This window comes from Nitrospirillum amazonense, from assembly GCF_007828045.1.
GTDB classification, from domain to species: Bacteria; Pseudomonadota; Alphaproteobacteria; order Azospirillales; family Azospirillaceae; genus Nitrospirillum; species Nitrospirillum amazonense_C.
In genome coordinates this window covers 1-17,422 of sequence record NZ_VITN01000012.1, presented here as the reverse complement: position 1 = coordinate 17,422, position 17,422 = coordinate 1, and the positions used below count along the sequence as shown (strand labels likewise).

At 67.7% G+C, this 17,422-nt stretch carries 14 protein-coding genes; 8 read left to right on the top strand and 6 right to left on the bottom strand.

The window, feature by feature from the left end; genetic code table 11:
- The first annotated feature begins 555 nt into the window (after positions 1-555).
- Entirely contained in the window at positions 556-1,110 is a 555-nt protein-coding gene (locus FBZ89_RS18260) for a hypothetical protein (protein ID WP_145751317.1), read from the top strand.
- Positions 1,111-1,177: 67 nt separating this feature from the next.
- On the opposite strand, the gene FBZ89_RS18255 is transcribed toward FBZ89_RS18260, so the two are convergent.
- Positions 1,178-2,380, bottom strand: a complete 1,203-nt coding sequence (locus tag FBZ89_RS18255; protein WP_145751316.1) for a pyridoxal phosphate-dependent aminotransferase — start codon at positions 2,378-2,380, stop codon at positions 1,178-1,180.
- Between the two features lie 180 nt (positions 2,381-2,560).
- On the opposite strand from FBZ89_RS18255, the gene FBZ89_RS18250 reads away from it, so the two are divergent.
- From FBZ89_RS18250 to FBZ89_RS18240, 3 genes are all read left to right on the top strand, one after another.
- Complete coding sequence (locus FBZ89_RS18250) at positions 2,561-3,304, top strand: NERD domain-containing protein (protein WP_145751315.1); 744 nt, start codon at positions 2,561-2,563, stop codon at positions 3,302-3,304.
- A gap of 49 nt (positions 3,305-3,353) precedes the next feature.
- Positions 3,354-5,534: an excinuclease ABC subunit UvrB gene (uvrB, locus tag FBZ89_RS18245; protein ID WP_425465966.1), complete on the top strand. Its 2,181-nt coding sequence runs from the start codon at positions 3,354-3,356 to the stop codon at positions 5,532-5,534.
- Positions 5,535-5,612: 78 nt separating this feature from the next.
- The gene (locus FBZ89_RS18240; RefSeq protein ID WP_145751313.1) at positions 5,613-6,206 is read left to right on the top strand and encodes a DUF2239 family protein; all 594 of its coding nucleotides are present in this window, start codon (positions 5,613-5,615) and stop codon (positions 6,204-6,206) included.
- 16 nt (positions 6,207-6,222) lie between these two features.
- Here the strand turns inward: FBZ89_RS18240 and FBZ89_RS18235 are convergent, their stop codons facing one another.
- The 3 genes from FBZ89_RS18235 to FBZ89_RS18225 are packed head-to-tail and all read right to left on the bottom strand — an operon-like array spanning position 6,223 to position 10,664.
- The gene (locus FBZ89_RS18235; RefSeq protein ID WP_145751312.1) at positions 6,223-7,497 is read right to left on the bottom strand and encodes a hypothetical protein; all 1,275 of its coding nucleotides are present in this window, start codon (positions 7,495-7,497) and stop codon (positions 6,223-6,225) included.
- The gene (locus tag FBZ89_RS18230) at positions 7,494-9,908 is read right to left on the bottom strand and encodes a putative bifunctional diguanylate cyclase/phosphodiesterase (RefSeq protein ID WP_145751311.1); all 2,415 of its coding nucleotides are present in this window, start codon (positions 9,906-9,908) and stop codon (positions 7,494-7,496) included. Before FBZ89_RS18230 ends, FBZ89_RS18235 begins: the two co-directional genes overlap by 4 nt.
- Positions 9,909-9,956: 48 nt before the next feature.
- Positions 9,957-10,664 carry a hypothetical protein gene (locus FBZ89_RS18225; protein ID WP_145751310.1) on the bottom strand — a complete coding sequence of 236 codons (708 nt, stop codon included), beginning with the start codon at positions 10,662-10,664 and terminating at the stop codon, positions 9,957-9,959.
- Positions 10,665-10,927: 263 nt separating this feature from the next.
- On the opposite strand from FBZ89_RS18225, the gene FBZ89_RS18220 reads away from it, so the two are divergent.
- The gene (locus FBZ89_RS18220; protein WP_145613550.1) at positions 10,928-11,398 is read left to right on the top strand and encodes a Dps family protein; all 471 of its coding nucleotides are present in this window, start codon (positions 10,928-10,930) and stop codon (positions 11,396-11,398) included.
- Positions 11,399-11,461: 63 nt separating this feature from the next.
- On the opposite strand, the gene FBZ89_RS18215 is transcribed toward FBZ89_RS18220, so the two are convergent.
- Both FBZ89_RS18215 and FBZ89_RS18210 read right to left on the bottom strand, forming a co-directional pair.
- Positions 11,462-11,980 (bottom strand): Mpo1 family 2-hydroxy fatty acid dioxygenase, encoded by a 519-nt coding sequence (locus FBZ89_RS18215; RefSeq protein WP_145751309.1) that lies wholly within the window; start codon positions 11,978-11,980, stop codon positions 11,462-11,464.
- Positions 11,981-12,034: 54 nt separating this feature from the next.
- On the bottom strand, positions 12,035-14,083 hold the full coding sequence (locus FBZ89_RS18210; protein WP_145751308.1) for an elongation factor G: 2,049 nt from the start codon (positions 14,081-14,083) through the stop codon (positions 12,035-12,037).
- A 386-nt stretch (positions 14,084-14,469) separates the two neighbouring features.
- On the opposite strand from FBZ89_RS18210, the gene msrP reads away from it, so the two are divergent.
- From msrP to FBZ89_RS18195, 3 genes are all read left to right on the top strand, one after another.
- A complete protein-coding gene (msrP, locus tag FBZ89_RS18205; RefSeq protein WP_145751307.1) occupies positions 14,470-15,411 on the top strand; it encodes a protein-methionine-sulfoxide reductase catalytic subunit MsrP in 942 nt (313 codons plus the stop codon).
- 178 nt (positions 15,412-15,589) lie between these two features.
- The gene (locus tag FBZ89_RS18200; RefSeq protein ID WP_246138813.1) at positions 15,590-16,117 is read left to right on the top strand and encodes a hypothetical protein; all 528 of its coding nucleotides are present in this window, start codon (positions 15,590-15,592) and stop codon (positions 16,115-16,117) included.
- The gene (locus tag FBZ89_RS18195) at positions 16,114-16,668 is read left to right on the top strand and encodes a hypothetical protein (RefSeq protein ID WP_145751305.1); all 555 of its coding nucleotides are present in this window, start codon (positions 16,114-16,116) and stop codon (positions 16,666-16,668) included. The genes FBZ89_RS18200 and FBZ89_RS18195 overlap by 4 nt, the downstream gene beginning before the upstream one ends.
- Positions 16,669-17,422: the final 754 nt, after the last annotated feature.

Below are 17,422 nucleotides of genomic sequence, written 5' to 3'. Positions count from 1 at the left end.
GGTGGCCTGCCTGGAAAACGTCCGGTCACCCCCTATCGCTTCCGGGGTAAACGGCAACGAATCATCCCCTGTTCGAGGGGGTGGGGAAAACGCCGCCGTAGTCCACGGAAGCTGTGGATAAGTTTGCGGAAAAGCCTTTGATAGCGTGCGCCGACGCAGGCGCCGCAAGGCTTTCCGGATTTTGCCTACAGAATAGGCACAAAACGCTAACATATTGATTTTTATGGAAACAGGATCTGTCAATATCTAACAAATAGTTCATTATAGGCAAAAAAGGGATTGACAGGGTTGGCCGCCAACCGCGTTCGGCCGTTGTGTAAAACTCGCCCCGTACGCCTATTTCCACGGATTTCCTGGGGCGGGCTTGGGGCGGGCTTGAACGCCGAGAAAGAATCACCAAGGCGAACCAAGCTCATACGCAAGTATGCCTTGCCACCCATGGTCGATTTTCTGCCACACTCACATCCTAAGCTGGGTTTGGATTGCGATTGGCGATGGCTGCCATTCCCGCCGACGGCGGTTCGCCCAACACGACAAATAAGAATGGAGTACCCCATGCGCGTGCTGAAGACCCTGATGCTCACGACCGCCCTACTGGCGTCGGGTGGTGCGGTGGATGGGCTGTTCAACCAGGCGGTGGCGGCCGTGCCCGCCGGCACGCCCGTCACGATGAACGCCGCCGACCGCCAGGCGGCGGAGACACTGGTCGACTTCCTGCAAAAGACGCGCATCCAGGCCGGGCTGCCGGCGCTCAGCCGCCAGCCGGTGCTGGACGATGCCGCCGCCGCCCGGGCCATGGCGCTGGCCAGCGGGACGGAGACGCCGGACCTGCGCCAGGGCCTGATCCACTCGCTCTATGTGCCCATGCAGGACATCGCGCTGGAGGCGCGGGCGTCGGGTGACCCCGGCCAACCGCTGGCCATCTGGCAGGACACCGGCTCCACCGTCGGCGCCCTGGCCACCCCGGGCATGACCGACGTGGGCGTGGCCCGCGTGGCCAACCCCGCGCCCAATGGCCCCAACGACGCCTACATCTGGGTCGTCGTCCTGGCCCAGCCCCTGCGCACCCCGGCGGAATCACCGGACAGCCCGCGGTGGAGTCCCAAGTAAGCCCCGAACGAAAACGGCCGCCCCGGGGATGGGGCGGCCGTTGCCATGGACACTGTAAAGCCGAAGCTCAGCGCAGCGCGGCGGTCGCGCGCTGGATGCGGCGGCAGGCTTCCTCCAGCGCCTCGGTCGAGGTCGCGTAGCTGATGCGGAAGTGCGGGGCCAGGCCGAAGGCGCTGCCCTGGACCACGGCCACCCCTTCCGATTCCAGCAGATAGGTGACGAAGTCCTCGTCCGTCTTCAGCACGGCGCCGGCGGGCGTGGTCTTGCCCAGGGTGCCGGCGCAGGACGGATAGACGTAGAAGGCGCCCTCGGGCCGCGGGCAATGAATGCCGGTGGCCTGGTTCAGCATCGACACCACCAGGTCGCGGCGCTGGCGGAAGACCTCGGCGCGTTCCTTGATGAAGTCCTGCGGACCCACCAGGGCCTCCACCGCCGCCGCCTGGCTGATGGAGGAGGGGTTGCTGGTGGATTGGCTCTGCACGTTGGCCATGGCCTTGATCAGTTGCGTAGGCCCGGCGCCGTAGCCGATGCGCCAGCCGGTCATGGCATAGGCCTTGGACACGCCGTTGACGGTCAGGGTGCGATCATACAGGGCCGGCTCCACCTGGGCCGGGGTCACGAAGGTGAAGCCGTCGTAGACCAGGTGCTCATACATGTCGTCGGTGAACACCCACACGTGCGGGTGGCGCACCAGCACGTCCGTCAGGGCCTTCATCTCTTCATAGGTGTAGGCGGCACCCGACGGGTTGGACGGGCTGTTCAGCATGACCCACTTGGTGCGCGGGGTGATGGCGCGCTCCAACTGGTCGGCCCGCATCTTGAAGCCGCTCTCGGCCCCGCACTCCACGAACACCGGGGTGCCCTCGGCCATCAGCACGATGTCGGGATAGCTGACCCAGTAGGGGGCGGGGATGATGACCTCATCGCCGGGCGACAGGGTGGCCATCATGGCGTTGAAGATCACCTGCTTGCCGCCGGTGCCGACGCTGACCTGCTCCGGCTTGTACTCCAGCTCGTTCTCGCGCTTGAACTTCAGGCAGACGGCGCGCTTCAGTTCCGGCGTGCCATCGACATCGGTGTACTTGGTCTGCCCCTGCTGGATGGCGCGGATGGCGGCCTGCTTGATATTGTCGGGCGTGTCGAAATCCGGCTCGCCGGCGCCCAGGCCGATGATATCGCGGCCGGCGGCCTTCAGTGCGCGGGCCTTGGCGGTAACGGCGATGGTCTGGGACGGTTTAATCCGGGCGAGACGCTCGGCAACGATCGACATGACGGCTACCCTTGTTGGGAAAGGAAAATCCGCGGCGGACCTTACGCCCGGCAAAAAATGGGCACAACCGCAGCCCGCGCATGCCGCGCCTGCCGCGACGCGGGCCCCGCGACATTAAGATGCGCGCCGGCGCGCGTGGCCATGGTGACAGCCCGGGCGCGGATGGGGTAATCAACCGGCATGGCGCAAGATATCAGCGATCAGGCTCCCCAGCTCATGGGCGTCAGCCAGATGGTCACCATCGGCACGGTGGCGCTCGTCATCATCGTGCTGATGCTGGTGGTGATGTGGGCCCTGCGGCCCAAGACCCGGGCCCTGTCGCGCCGCCGCTACAACGCCGAGGCCTACCGCCGCAAGCTGGCGCTGGACGACGCCGGCTATTCCGTGGTGCACGGCATTTATATCCAGGACAAGAAGGGCAAGGCGCTGCGCGTCGATCACCTGATCCGCCTGCCGGCCAGCGTGCTGATGGTGATGAGCGCGCCGGCCGACATGGGCGGGCGCATCAGCGCCCAGACCAAGGCGGGGCAGTGGCGCTACCTGGCGGCCAGCGGCCGGGTCGGCTTCTTCGTGAACCCCGTGGTCCAGGTCCAGCCGCTGATTCACATCATGAAGGCGCGCTTCCCCATGGTGCGCCTGCGCGTGCTGGTGGTGTTCCCCGACGGGACGGAGTTCACCAGCGGCGTGCCCAGCACCGCCTGCCTGGCCAGTGACTTCCTGGCCACGCTGAAGTCCATGGCGCGCGAGGACGGGACGGAGAGCGAGGCCATGGCGTCGGCGTGGGAGCCCCTGTCCAAGGCACTGGCCCGCAGCGGGGCCAGCGCCAGCAACGCCGGGCGCGACGAGGAAGGCGGCGCGAAAGGGCGGCCCCCCGCAAAAGCCGCCAAGCGGCCTGGAAAAGTGGCGCGGCGCAGCCTACCTTGAGGCCATGCCGCACGATGCCCATACGATTGAACCCAACCTGCCGTTGCCCATGACCATGCCGCGGGGAAGCGCCCTGCCGCCGGCCATGGACGGCGTCCCCCTGCGCATCCAGTCTGAATTCCAGCCGGCCGGCGACCAGCCGCAGGCCATCAAGGAATTGCTGGAGGGGATCCACGCGGGGGAGCGCGACCAGGTGCTGCTGGGCGTGACCGGCTCCGGCAAGACCTTCACCATGGCACACGTCATCGAACGGCTGCAGCGCCCCACCCTGATCCTGGCGCCCAACAAGACGCTGGCGGCCCAGCTGTATGGCGAGATGAAGAGCTTCTTCCCCGATAACGCGGTGGAGTACTTCGTCAGCTATTACGATTATTACCAGCCCGAGGCCTACGTCCCGCGCACCGACACCTATATCGAGAAGGAAAGCTCGATCAACGAGCAGATCGACCGCATGCGCCACTCGGCCACGCGGTCGCTGCTGGAACGGCGCGACTGCATCATCGTCGCCTCGGTGTCGTGCATCTACGGTATCGGCTCGGTCGAGACCTATTCGGAAATGACCCTGCCGGTGAAGGTGGGGCACGTGCTGAACCGCACCCATTTCCTGCAGCGGCTGGTGGAACTGCAATACCGGCGCAACGACGTCGGCTTCGCCCGCGGTTCCTTCCGCGTGCGCGGCGACACCATCGAGCTGTTCCCCGCCCACATGGAGGATCGCGCCTGGCGCTTCTCCCTGTTCGGGGATGAACTGGAGGCGATCCAGGAGATCGACCCCCTGACGGGCGAGAAGATCGCCAGCCTGAAAGAGGTGCGCATCTACGCCAACAGCCACTACGTCACGCCCAAGCCCACCCTGCTGCAGGCGGTGGAGCAGATGAAGCGCGACCTGAAGCTGCGGCTGGAGGAGTTCAGCGCCCAGGGCAAGCTGCTGGAGGCCCAGCGGCTGGAGCAGCGCACGACCTTCGATATCGAGATGATGGTGGCCACCGGCTCCTGCGCCGGTATCGAGAACTATTCCCGCTACCTGTCGGGCCGCGCCCCGGGCGAGCCGCCGCCCACCCTGTTCGAATACCTGCCGCAGGACGCCCTGCTGATCGTGGACGAAAGCCACGTCATGGTGCCCCAGGTGGGCGGCATGTATAAGGGCGACTACATGCGCAAATCGACCCTGTCGGACTACGGCTTCCGCCTGCCGGCCTGTATCGACAACCGCCCCCTGAAGTTCGAGGAATGGGACGCCATGCGGCCCCAGTCCGTCTTCGTCTCCGCCACCCCCGGCCCGTGGGAGATGGAACGGACCGGCGGCGTCTTCGTGGAACAGGTGGTGCGCCCCACCGGCCTGATCGATCCCCAGGTCATCATCCGCCCCACCGAGACCCAGGTGGACGACGTGATGGCGGAGTGCCGCGAGTGCATCGCCAAGGGCCAGCGCGTCCTGGTCACCACCTTGACCAAGAAGATGGCGGAGGCCCTGACCGACTACATGCACGAGGCCGGGATCAAGGTCCGCTACATTCATTCCGACGTCGAAACGTTGGAGCGCATCGAGATCATCCGCGACCTGCGCCTGGGCGCCTTCGACGTGCTGATCGGCATCAACCTGCTGCGCGAGGGCCTGGATATTCCGGAGTGCGGCCTGGTCGCCATCCTGGACGCGGACAAGGAAGGCTATCTGCGCTCCCGCACCTCGCTGATCCAGACCATCGGCCGCGCGGCGCGCAACGTCGAGGGCCGCGCCATCCTGTATGCTGACAAGATCACCAACAGCATGGCGGCGGCGCTGGAGGAAACCAGCCGCCGCCGGGAGAAGCAGCGGGTCTATAACGAGGCCCACGGCATCACCCCTGAATCGGTGAAGAAGCAGATCGCCGACGTGCTGAACTCGGTCTATGAGCGGGGCGACCGGGTGAACGTGAACACCGGCTTCGCCGAAGAGGGCAGCCTGGTGGGCCACAACCTCAAGGCCGCCATCGCCGATCTGGAAAAGAAGATGCGCACCGCCGCCGCCGACCTGGAGTTCGAGGAGGCCGCCCGCATCCGCGACGAGATCCGCCGGCTGGAGAGCATCGATCTGGGCCTGGACCCTGGCGCCACGCCTCTCCGGGCCAGCGCGATGGGAGAAAAAAGTCGCGCCGGTGCGGTGGGCGAGAAGTCCAACATCAAGGCGCCCATCCCCGCCGGCCGCCCGGCTGGCAGCAAGCCCGGGGGACGGCGGCGCAAGGGGCCGTAATTAAATTTACCCGGGTAATATTGACTTGGGGCGGTTTCGGGCCTAGGTATCGCGTCGTTCCTGATTATGGAGGATGCGATGGGCCTGGACCCGGATATGCGCTGCACCGCCTTCGCCGGCACCCGCTTTCTTGCCACCGGCGCGCTGGTGGAGGCGGCGCTGGCGGCCAAGGCGGCGCAGGACGCGGGCGACGAGGGTTTGATCTTCATCTTCAATGAGGCGACGGGGCGCGCGGTGGACGTGGACCTGCGCGGGCCTGTGAAGGCCGTGCGCGGCCGCCTGGCGCCGGCGTTCCCGGCCGATCTGGTGCCCCCGCCGCCGGCCCCGCCGCGTCCCGGCCGGCCCAAGCTGGGCGTGGTGGCGCGCGAGGTCACGCTGCTGCCCCGCCATTGGGAGTGGCTGAACGACCAGCCGGGCGGGGCCTCCGTCGCCCTACGCAAGCTGGTGGACGCCGCCCGTCACGCCAATGAGGGGGCGGACCGCGTGCGCCAAGCGCGGGAGGCGGCCTACCGTTTCATGTCCACCATGGCCGGCGACCTGGCTGGCTTCGAGGAAGCGGCGCGGGCCCTGTTCGCCGGCGACCGTGCCGGGCTGGAGACGCACAGCCAGGGCTGGCCCTCCGACGTGCGTACCCACGCGTTGCGCCTGGCCGAACCCGCCTTCACCGCCTGATGCCGGGGGTGGGGCGTCAGAAGAACAGGCGGACGCCCAACTGCGCCTGGTTCTCGTGCGCCTCGATGGGCAGGCCGACGTTCAGGCGCTGCTGCCGCCGGCTGTCGACGTGCACGCCCTCCAGGGTCCAGCGCATCCAGGCCAGCGGCCGGTAGGAGAGGGCGGCGGTATAGGCCTTGCCGTGCTCATCGAAATGGGGGCGGGTGGTGACGGGCGTATCCTCATGCGTGCCGAAGGCGTCGAAGCGCCCGCTGAGGCGGAAGCGGCCCCATTCCTGGCTGGCCAGCAGGTACAGCGCCTGGAAACGGCCGTCGCTCTCGCTGGCGGCGGTGGGGTAGATGCTGGTGCCCCCGCGCATGGCCTGGGCCAGCAGGGTCAGACCCCGTGCCGGCATGATCTTGTAGCCGACGCTGTCGAAGTCGGTGTCCCAGGCGTAGCCCTTGCCGTTGGTGACGCTGGGATCGCCCCGGTTGTCCCAATGCAGGTAGGACAGCTCGCCCCCCAGCGGGTCCGTCCAGCGCCCGCCGACATAGAAGCCCGGCTGGTGGTCGATCTCCGCGAAGGGCTGGAAGCTGGCGGGCGCGCTGCGGTGCTGGTGCTTGGGCACCTCGTCCGGCAGGCGCAGCTTGTCCAGCAGGCCGGCCGGCCGCTCGATCAAGGCCCAGCCGCGATAGTCCAGCATCTCGCCCGTGCCGTCATTGCCGGCGAAGACGGCGCCGATCAGGTCGAAACGGCTGCCGCCCGGTCCGTCCGGCCGCCAGGTGAGCGTGACCTCCGACCCTTCGGTGCGCAGTTCCTCCCCAACCCAGCTGTTGATGGCGCTGGGCGTCAGGGTGTAGCGGCTGGTCCAGGCGATGCCGTCGTTTTCCAGGGAGATGGGCGGGAAGAAGGCGCCGGCCTTCACCTGCCAGGACAGGGGTCCGGTGGGGGCCGGGCGCCAGCGGACATAGGCCTCGATGATGTCCACCGCCGTGCGCTGTTCCCCCTCCGCCCGCACATGGGTGTAGATGTCCAGGCCAGGGATCAGGTGGGCGGTCGCCGTCAGCGACGCCTCTTCCAGCGTGGTGGTGCGCGATCCCGGGTCCCCGCCGGTGCGCAGCTTGCCCAGGCCGCCGTCGAAGGTGCTGCGGTCGTCAGGGGTCCGCACCACCCGCGCGTCCAGCAGGCCGTGGAACTCGATATCCGGAAAGCCGTCCGCTGCTTGAGCGGAAGGCACCAAGGCGGAACCGCCGGCCAGCAGCATCGCGCCGGCGGCCGAAAGGAAAGGCCACACGCGGACGCGGTGTCTCATGCGTGCGCCTCCCGCAGGGTGGCCTGCCAGGGAATCTCCCCTGCGGCGTGGCTGGCCAGGAAATCGTTAAAGGCGCCGGGCATGAGGGGGCGGGCGATGTAATAGCCCTGGGCCAAGTCGCACCCCATCTCCGCCAGCAGGGCCAGGCTGCCGGCATTCTCCACCCCCTCCGCCGTGACCTTGTAGCCCAGGTTGTGACCCAGTTCGATGATGGAGCGGACGATAGCCTGGTCCTCTACCGTCTCATCCAAGGCCTTGACGAAGGAGCGGTCGATCTTGATCTCCCGCACCGGCAGGCGGCGCAGATAGGCGAAGGACGACTGGCCCACGCCGAAATCATCGATGGACAGTTCCACCCCCCGGTCGGCCAGGCGGCGCAGCATCGCGATGGCCGCCTCCGGCTCGCCCATGATGGCGCTTTCGGTGATCTCCAGCATCAGCCGGTCCGGCTTCAGGCCGGTCTCCGCCAGCAGGGCGTCGATGCGGTCCGGCAGGCTGGCGTCGCCCAGGTCGCGGACCGACAGGTTGACCGACATGCGCAAATCATGGCCCGCCGCCGCCCAGGTAGCGGATTGGCGCAGGGCGCGGCGCAGGCCCCAGCGAGTCAGGTGGCGGATGGCGCCCGTCTCCTCCGCCAGGGGGATGAAGCTGTCTGGCGGGACGAAGCCGCGGCGGGGATGGGTCCAGCGCACCAGCGCCTCCGCCCCCACCACGCGGCCGGTCTGCGGTTCCAGCTTGGGTTGGTAGGCCAGTTCCAGGGCGTCCTGCTCGATGGCGATCTTCAAATCGCCCATCAGCGACAGCCGTTCCGGCCGATGCGGATCAGCGGCATGGTCGTAGAGGCGGACGTAAGGCTCGGCCGCGCGGGCGTTCAGCATCGCCACGTCGGCGTGGCGCAGCAGGATGCTGGCGGTGTCGGACGGCGGCGCGCCCGGGGTGGGGTCGGGGTAGACGGCGATGCCCACGCCGGCCGCCAGGTCCACGGTCACCTCCGCTTCGCCATAGGGCGCTTCGCCATAGGGCGCTTCGGTGTAGGGCGCGTCGAAGGCGGCCACCAGGGCGGGGGCCAGCGCCTGGGCGGCGGCGGCGGCGCGATCCACCAGCAGGATGGCGAAGCCGTGTTCCGATACCCGGGCGATCACCGCGTCGCCGGCGCCGTTGGCGGCCAGGGCGCGGGCCAGGCGGTCGCCGGCATCGCGGGCGACGCGGTCCGCCAGGTCGTGGCCCAGGGTGTTGGTTACCTCGCGCAGGCGGTCCAGTCCCAGCAGCAGCAGGGCCACGCCGTGGCCCTGGTCGATGGCCTGGTCCACCTGTTCCTCCAAATTCAGGCGGTTGGGCAGGCCGGTGACGGCGTCATGCAGCGACTGGTGGCGAATGTGCTCCTCACGGTCGGCGATGGCCTGGGCCATGTCGTCCAGGGCCGTGGTCAGCTGCCCGATCTCATCGCTGGTGCGCACGGGCGGCAGGGGGGTGTAGTCGCCGTCGGCGATGCGCCGGGCCACGGCGGCCAGGGCCGTCACCGGGCGGGTGACGCCGCGCGCGATCAGGCCGATGCCGATCAGCGCCGCCACCAAGCCGCCGGCCATCAGCGCGCCCATGTACAGCATGATCTTGCGATAGGGGGCCAGCGCCTCGTCCAGCGGGTATTGCAACACGGCCATCATGGGCAGGCTGCCCGGCGCGGTGGGAATGGGCGTGGTCAGCACCAGGTATTCGGCGCCGTGCTTGGTCAGCAGCTGCGGCTCGGCCGCCGCCAGCTGCCCCGGGGCGGCGATGCCGGCCAGCGGGTCCATGGGGTCGCCGGCTGAGGCCACCACGGACCAGGGCGCGTCCGGCGCCGTCTGGCCGGCCAGGGCGATGTCCTTGCGCAGGGGGGACAGGGCGCGCAGCTCCTCCGCGAAGCGGTCGTCCACCCGCACCAGGATGCAGATCCAGGCGATGGGATCGGGCAGCAGCACCGGCACCACCACCAGGCGGTAGGGCACGCCATCCACCACGCCGGACGCCGCCGCCCGGCCGGACTCGCCCGCCAGCGGCAGCAGGTCGGGGAAGGCGAAGCGGCCCAGGCCGGTCAGTTCGCGCGGGCGGGCGGTGTCGGCGGCGATGGTGCCGTCCAGGTCGATCAGCAGCATCCGGCTGGCGCCCACGCGCCGGCCGAAGTTGCGCAAGGCGCTGATGGCCGTCCCGCTGTCATGCGCGGCGATGGACTGGCGCAGTGCGTAGTCCAGCGACATGATCTTGGCGTCTTCCGCTAGATGGCCGGCCAGGGTGTCCAGATGGCGCGAGAAGGACTGGGCGCTGGTCACCAGCTGCTGCTTGCCGGTGTCGATCAGGGCCGAGCGCGCCACGCCGTACAGGATAACCATGGTGCCCAGCTGCACGACGGCCAGGCTGGCGACCAGGAACAACACCAGTCGATTTCTAAAGCCGAGAGCCACGGGGGCGCGTCCTGTCGTTTTTTAGTAGCCGCCGCGTTCAGGGTCGATGCCCTGCCGGGTGTCGGGCAACAGGGCGGGCAGTGTCAGGGTGACGGGGGTGCCCAGCGCCGCGGCGGCCATGGTCTGCTGCGGCGGCGTGCCGCCGGGCTTCAGGCGCGGCTGCCAGGCGGCCACGGTGACGCCCGCGGCGGGCAGCCCGCCCAGCACGGCCTTGCCGTCCTTGCCCGTGACGGCGGCGAAGGGGGCGGCCGTCACATACAGGTGGGCGATCATATGGTCATGGATGTTGCAGCCCAGCGCCACGATGCCGGCCTGGTCGAACTTGCGCTGGCCGGTCTGCCCGGGCGACAGCACGAACTCGAACTTCGCGGCCTCGGAATAGGAATAGACGTGGTGGCGGGTCAGGTCGCTGTTGCGGAAGGTGACCGTGCCGCCCTTGGGCACCACCATGACATAGGGCACGAAAGCCTCGTCGATCTGGTCCACAATCAGTGGCGACGGCGGGGTGGCGGGTGGCAGGGCGGGGCCGTCCGGCGTGGCGGTGACCACTGCGTCGGCGACGGGATGGCCGGCACCGTCGACCACTGTGACCGTCAGGTCGGCGGCGTCCGCGCGCACCACGGGGGCCAGCGCCAGATAGGCCGCCAGACAGGAACCCAGAGCGGTGCCGACCCGCTGGCCGGTCTTCATCATCGCGCGACCGTGATCGATGCCGCCGGCGAAACCCATAAAGCGCCCCTCGAAGGCATGTTGTTTTTTCGACGCGCAAGTGTGCCACAATCCGCGCGCCGATCCGCGGACATTTTCCCTAAGCACAGGTGCCGGAAAAGTCCATCGGGGGTGACAAACCGCCTCGGCATCCCGGCCCTCCGGGAGGGGAAGCGGGGAGGGAACAGTGTGGCGACAGATTTAGAACGATTCTAAATTCTCTTGCCGGCCACTGTCCTAGGGGTTACCTTGACCGGCAGACCAGAGAACGGAAGGAAACAAGAATGGCTATCGACATCGGCATCTCCGAACAGGACCGCAAGGCCATCGCCGAGGGGCTCAGCCGCCTGCTGGCCGATACCTACACGCTGTATCTGAAGACCCATAACTTCCATTGGAACGTTACCGGGCCGATGTTCAACACCCTGCACACCATGTTCATGACCCAGTACACCGAGCTGTCGGTGGCGGTGGATGACATCGCGGAACGCATCCGCGCCCTGGGCTTTCCGGCCCCGGGTTCCTATGCCCAGTTCGCCGAGCTGACCGTCATCCGGGAAGAGCGGGGCGTGCCCAAGGCGGAAGAGATGATCCAGCAACTGGTCGAGGGGCAGGAGGCGGTGGCCCGCACCGCCCGCTCCATCTTCCCCGTGGCGGAGAGCGCCAGTGACGAGCCGACCTGCGACCTGCTGACCCAGCGGCTGCAGGTGCATGAGAAGACCGCCTGGATGCTGCGCGCCATGCTGGAAGGCTGACCGGCCCCTCATCGGTATACATGGGAAAGGCGGCCTCGCGGGGCCGCCTTTTGCGTTGAGGGATCAGGACTTCAGCGCCGCCTGGCGTTCGATGCGCTCATGCAGGCCGGCGGGGGCCAGGCTCAGGGCGACCAGGGCCTCCGTCGCGACGAACATGGGGCCGATGAGGGCCTGGAACAGATTGTCCACCAGGGCCGGCTTGCGGCCCTCATAGACGTGGCCCAGCAGCTGCAGCACCCAGCCGCCAACGAACAGGCCGCCGGCCAGCCCCTGTACGGCGCCGACGGACAGCCGCGCCACCAGCCAGGCCGACAGCAGCACCGATGGCACCACCAGAAGGCCCAGCGCCAAGCCCACGGGGCGGTTCAGGGCGATCCACAGCGCCCAGACCACAGCCGACAGGGCGAGGCCCAAGGTCACCGTCCCCAGGCCTGCCACCTCACCCAGGCGCACCAGGCTACAGGCCAGCACCACGGAGAAGACGATCACCGGTATGCCTACGGCGTGGGTGGCCTTGTTGCGGCTGTCGCGATGGTAGGTCGTATACATGGCCATCTGGCGCTCGAACACCGTGTCCGCCATCGGCCCCTCCCTGTGTTCAAGTTATCGATCGCTAACCATAGCGCCTTTCTTTCCTCATTGCGCGGCATATCCGGCCTGATGCCCTTCCACCACGCGGTCGGCCAGGCGGCCCATCAGGTCCGCCAGGTGGTGGAAGCGGGCGGTATAGCCGCCCAGGCCCAGGGTCAGGGACCGCAGCTCGACGATGAAGTCGTCCATGTCCGCCTGGGGCACGTAGGCCGTCACCTGATCCCAGCCGGTCCAGCCCGGCCGCACGTCGAAGCCTAGGATCTGCCCCCGCCGGCCGCTCAGCAGCCGTTGCGCCTTGGCCGTGAACTCGGTGGGCGTGCGGACCGTGACCAGCAGCACGGGTTCCAGCAGCACGGGTTCCGCCTTGGCCAAGGCCTCCTGCACCGCCATGCGGCCGGCGGTGCGGAAGGCCTGCTCGCTGCTGTCCACGGCGTGGAATTGGCCGCCGGTCAGGGTGACGGACACGTCCACGACGGGGAAGCCCAGGGGGCCACTGCTCAAGGCCTCCCGCGCCCCATCCTCCACCGCCGGGATGAAGGAGCGGGGGATGGCGCCGCCCACCACCTTGTCCTCGAAGCGGAAGCCCTCGCCGCGGGCCAGGGGCGTCACGGTCAGGTGCACGTCGGCGAACTGCCCATGGCCGCCGGACTGGCGTTTGAAGCGGGCATGCTCTGCCACCGTGCGCCGGATGCTCTCGCGATAGGGCACGGCCGGCGGCCGCCCGGTGACGGCCAGGCCGAAGCGGCCGCGCAGCCGGTCCAGCGCGATGCCCAGATGCACCGTGCCCTGGCCGGACAACACCATCTCCCCGTCCTCCATCGCCAGGTGCAAATCCGGATCCTCATCCAGCAGCTTGGCCAGGGCACCGGTCAGCTTGACCTCATCGGCCCGCTGTTCGGCCCGCACAGCCAGGGCGTGCACTGGTTCCGCCACTGCCGGCCAGGACGGGGGCGTGCCCGCCTCACCCCTGGCGGACAGCAGCGCGCCGGGCTGGGCATGCTCCAGCTTGGCCAACGCCACCACTGCCCCTGGTCCGGCGCCGGTGATCTTGGTGGGGGTGGCGCCGCCCAGGGCGAAGATGCCGCCCACCCGGTCGGGGCCCAGGGCTTGGCCGTCCGTCACCTCTCCCTGCCAGACGCGGCAATAGGCCAGGCGGCCGCTGTGCGGGGCATGGTGGATGCGGAAGGGCTGCACCAGCACGGATCCCGTCCCCCCTGGCCCTTCCAATCCCAGCCGCCGTGCGGTCATGCCCACCGGTGGCGCCTCATGCCGCAGGGCCTTCAGCAAGCGGCGCACGCCGTGGTCGTTCTGGGCGGAGCCCAGGAAAACAGGGACAATCAGATCGTCGGCCAGGTTGCGGCTGAGCTGGCGGTAGACATCGGCCCGGGGCGGCGACACGTCGTCCAGCAACTGCTCCAGCAGGGCGTCGTCGAAATCGGCCAGGGCCTCCAGCAAATCCTGGCGCGCGGCCCGCTCCCGCGACAGTACGGCGTCCGGCATGGGCACCGTTTCGGACTTGGCGCCGGCGCAATAGCGGTAGGCGCGCTCGCTCACCAGGTCGATATAGCCGGTGACGGCCCGCCCCTGGCGGATGGGCACCTGACGCAGCACCAGGGGCCGCTGCGACACGCCCTCCAGCGCCGTCATCAAATCGGCCACGCGCACGTCGCCGCTGCCCAACTGGTCCACTTTGTTCACGAACAGCAGGTGGGGGATGGCGTTCTCATCGAGGAAGCGCAGCAGGGGGGCCAGCATGGCGGCCTTGTCCGGCACCGGCTCGCACACCACCACGGCCACGTCGGCCACCATCAGGGCGCGGGCGGTATCGCCCGCCAGCTCGATGGAACCCGGACAGTCCAGGATGTGCCAGGGGTCACCCAGATACGCGCAGGTGTGGACGCTGACTTCCGTGCTCATGCGGCGTGCGCGGGCCTCGGCGCTGGCGTCGCCGGCGCAGGTGCCGTCCTGCACGCTGCCCTTGCGGGCGATCTGGCCCGTGGCCATCAACAGGCTTTCCAACAGGGTGGTCTTGCCGCTGAGGTAGGGTCCTACCAAGGCCGCGCACCGCGGCGCCGTTCTTGTGCCGTTGCTCATCCTTAGCCTCCGGATCTCGTTGTCCGGGGCCTGGTGCTGGGCGGTCATGCCGAGCCGGGGGCGCCATGGTACGCGAAGGCGGTGACGAGATGCTGGCGATGGAAACGTTGCTGACAGGAACGTTGTAGGCGCCCGGGGAACGGCGGCCGGATCCAGTCCGGGCACCCGCTTCCTCCCGAGGCATGATGACACACCCGCCCCGCCCGGCTGTCGAGTGAAAAGCGAGTCCCAGGGCCGATTCGGCGGCGGGCCGGGCCGATGCCGCGCCCGGCTATCGAATCCATAGCCGGCTGGGTCCTTGATATGGCCACGGCCGTCCCCTCTTTATAAGGTGCGCCGGAACGGGCGGACATCGCCCAGCGCGACGGAAACGAGGAAACGGCATCATGCTGATCAGGACCAAGCGTGACTGGGAATTGCCGGAGTCGGCGGCGACGCCGGAATCGGTCTACATCAACCGCCGTGCGCTCATGGCCGGTGCCGGCGCCATTGCCGGCGGCCTGGCCCTGGGGGGCGGTGGGGTCGCGCGGGCGGCCGACGCCCCGGTACGCAATCCCGCCTATACGCTGGACCGGCCGGTGACGCCGGAGGCCGCCGCCACCAGCTACAACAATTTCTATGAGTTCGGCACGTCGAAGGATGTGGTGACGGCGGCGCAGAAGATGCCGCTGCGTCCCTGGACCCTGCGGATCGACGGCATGGTGGAAAAGCCCCTGACCCTGGGCATCGACGACCTGCTGAAGGCCATGCCGGTGGAGGAGCGCCTTTACCGGCACCGTTGCGTCGAGGCCTGGGCCATGGCCGTGCCGTGGATGGGCTTCCCGCTGGCCAAGCTGGTGGCTTTCGCCAAGCCGCTGTCCTCGGCGACCTATGTGGAACTGCAGACCTTCGGTCGCGACACCTACGCCGCCCCCGGCTTGCGCCAGCCCTTCTATCCCTGGCCCTATGTCGAGGGCCTGACGATGGCCGAGGCGACGAACGACCTGGCCTTCATCTCCACCGGCCTCTACGGCAAGCCCTTGCAGGGCCAGAATGGCGCGCCGCTGCGCCTCACCCTGCCGTGGAAGTATGGCTTCAAGTCGGTGAAGTCCATCGTGCGAATCAGCTTCACCGACAAGAAACCCAAGACCTTCTGGGCCCTGCTGAACGCCGACGAATACGGCTTCTGGGCCAACGTCAATCCGGCCGTGCCCCACCCCCGCTGGTCCCAGGCGCATGAGCGTTTGCTGGGCAGCAACGAGTCGGTGCCTACGCAGATATTCAACGGCTATGGTGCCCAGGTCGCCGGACTATACAAGGGATTGGAAAAGGAAGCGTTGTTCATGTAGTCGCGTGAACCGGCCGTTAACTATAGTGGCCGGTTCAAATAATCGCTTGCCGCCGCCACCGGATAATTTACAGTATTGGGCGTTGAGAACATCGCCAGGGGGCGTTGGGGTGGGCGAGGGCGTTATCGCCATATTGGAGTTCGGGCTTTTCGTTTTTCTGGCCACCGCCGGAATAAGCGTGGTCGTGTCCCTGGTCGCCCATGTCTATAGCATGGTGCTGGAGCATACGGCCGATGTCAGCGGCCTGCGCCAGCGCCTGGCCCGCTACGCCCGGATCGCCAGCGGGCTGTCGGACCGGGTGGAGGCGCGCAAGTCCACGGCGGCCGGGGCCGCCACCGTCCTGTTTTCCACCCAGCGCCAGGAAGCCCAGCTCAAGAAAAAGGTGCGGGAGCTGGAGGCGTCGCCCCACCGTTTCGTGCGCATCCTGGGGCATGAGCTGCTGCCCAACCGCCCCTTCGAATTCCTGGTCATGAACAGCTCCGTTTCCCACCAGGTCAAACGGGGGGAACGGCACGCCTTTTTCGACAGCAGCTGGGCGCGGCCGGTGCCGGTTCATGTCTGGGCCACCAATATGGAGGAGGCGCGGGCGGAGTTTGAGCGTGCCTTTCCCCGGACCTTGGGCTTCAAGATCACCCATGCCCAATCCTTGCCCACCGACGTGGCGCTGACCGACCCGGCCACCATGACGCTGGAGGCGGCGCCGTGAACTGGTTCGGCATCGTTCTGGGCGTGATGATCGTCCTGATCGGCGTGAAGCCCGCCTTCCAGAAGGCGCAGCGCCAGATCAAGCGCACCCGCCGCAACATCAAGGATCTGCAGCGCCGGCGCTTCGTGCTGAGTCAGCAGGTGCGTACCCTGGCACGGGAAAGCCTGTCCCAACGCCTGACCAGCGCCGCTGACGGTGTGGAATCGGCCGAACTGACCAGTCATGTGAAAGGGCTGACCGACCAGGTCAACAGCCTGGAATCGGTGGACCGCCGCATCCTGGTGACGGATGAGCGGCGCGGCCTGCAGGAAACCGGCTGGATCGTCCTGATCCGCCGCACCGAGGGCCTGCCCATGGAGCCCACCCGGGTGGTGAAGCTGTGGGAGGAGGGGCGCTACTACTTCTTCTTCGCCAGCGACCTCACGCGCGCCCGGCGCAAGGCACAGCTGCGTTTCCCCGCCGCCCAGGGCTATGAAATCCTGGACGTGGTGCCGCATGAAGGCGACCTGTCGGAAAACCCGACCTTCGGCGCCAAGAAGCAGAGCGCGTGAGGCGGGCCATAGTCGCGCGCCGACGCGGGATCAGCATCCGCCCCTGGCGGTCGCCCAGCTAATTCAAGCCGGCGACATGCCGAATTCGCTCAGGGCAGCCTTCAGCGGCGGGGAAGCGAAAAGGGTGAAGAAAGCGCTTTACAGCCCCCGGGCCTTCCCCTATAACCCGCCGCCCTGACCCCAGGGACGGTTGCCCAGCAATCGAACAGCGGGTTGGGTGTCGCAAGTAAAGGCGACATGGCTCTCTGAAAAGTGAAAACATCTAACGCTGCATCGGCCAGTAATGTGGGCTTTGTTGCGGGTATCGTGGGTTAACGGCGATCTGAATAGATCACATATAGCTCGTGGTTTCACCGCAAATAGCCATAGAATGGCCCATGTCATATCCGAAGCGCCGACGTTGATTTGAAAAAACGAACGATGACGAAAAAAGATACTTGACGGCGACGCGATGAGCGATTAGATGTTTGGCCATCGACGCGGTGAACGCCGCACGATGAAGCGACGACGAAGCGCCGGCTGATGCCGGCTCGGTCGTCCGGCGCCGCGAGCGGCGCCAGGCTCTTGGACAAGTGAACGGAATTCGAGAAGGGATACGCGGGCGGCGGTGCCGACATTGCGATCTGGATCGCAACAAAGGCAATCAGCCTCGTCCACGTATCTTAAGAACATGCTCTGAAAATGTCCCTTCAGCGATGAGGGGAACAGGAACGGACTTGGGTTTGAGGTGCCGACTGAGGTTGGTTTCCGTCGA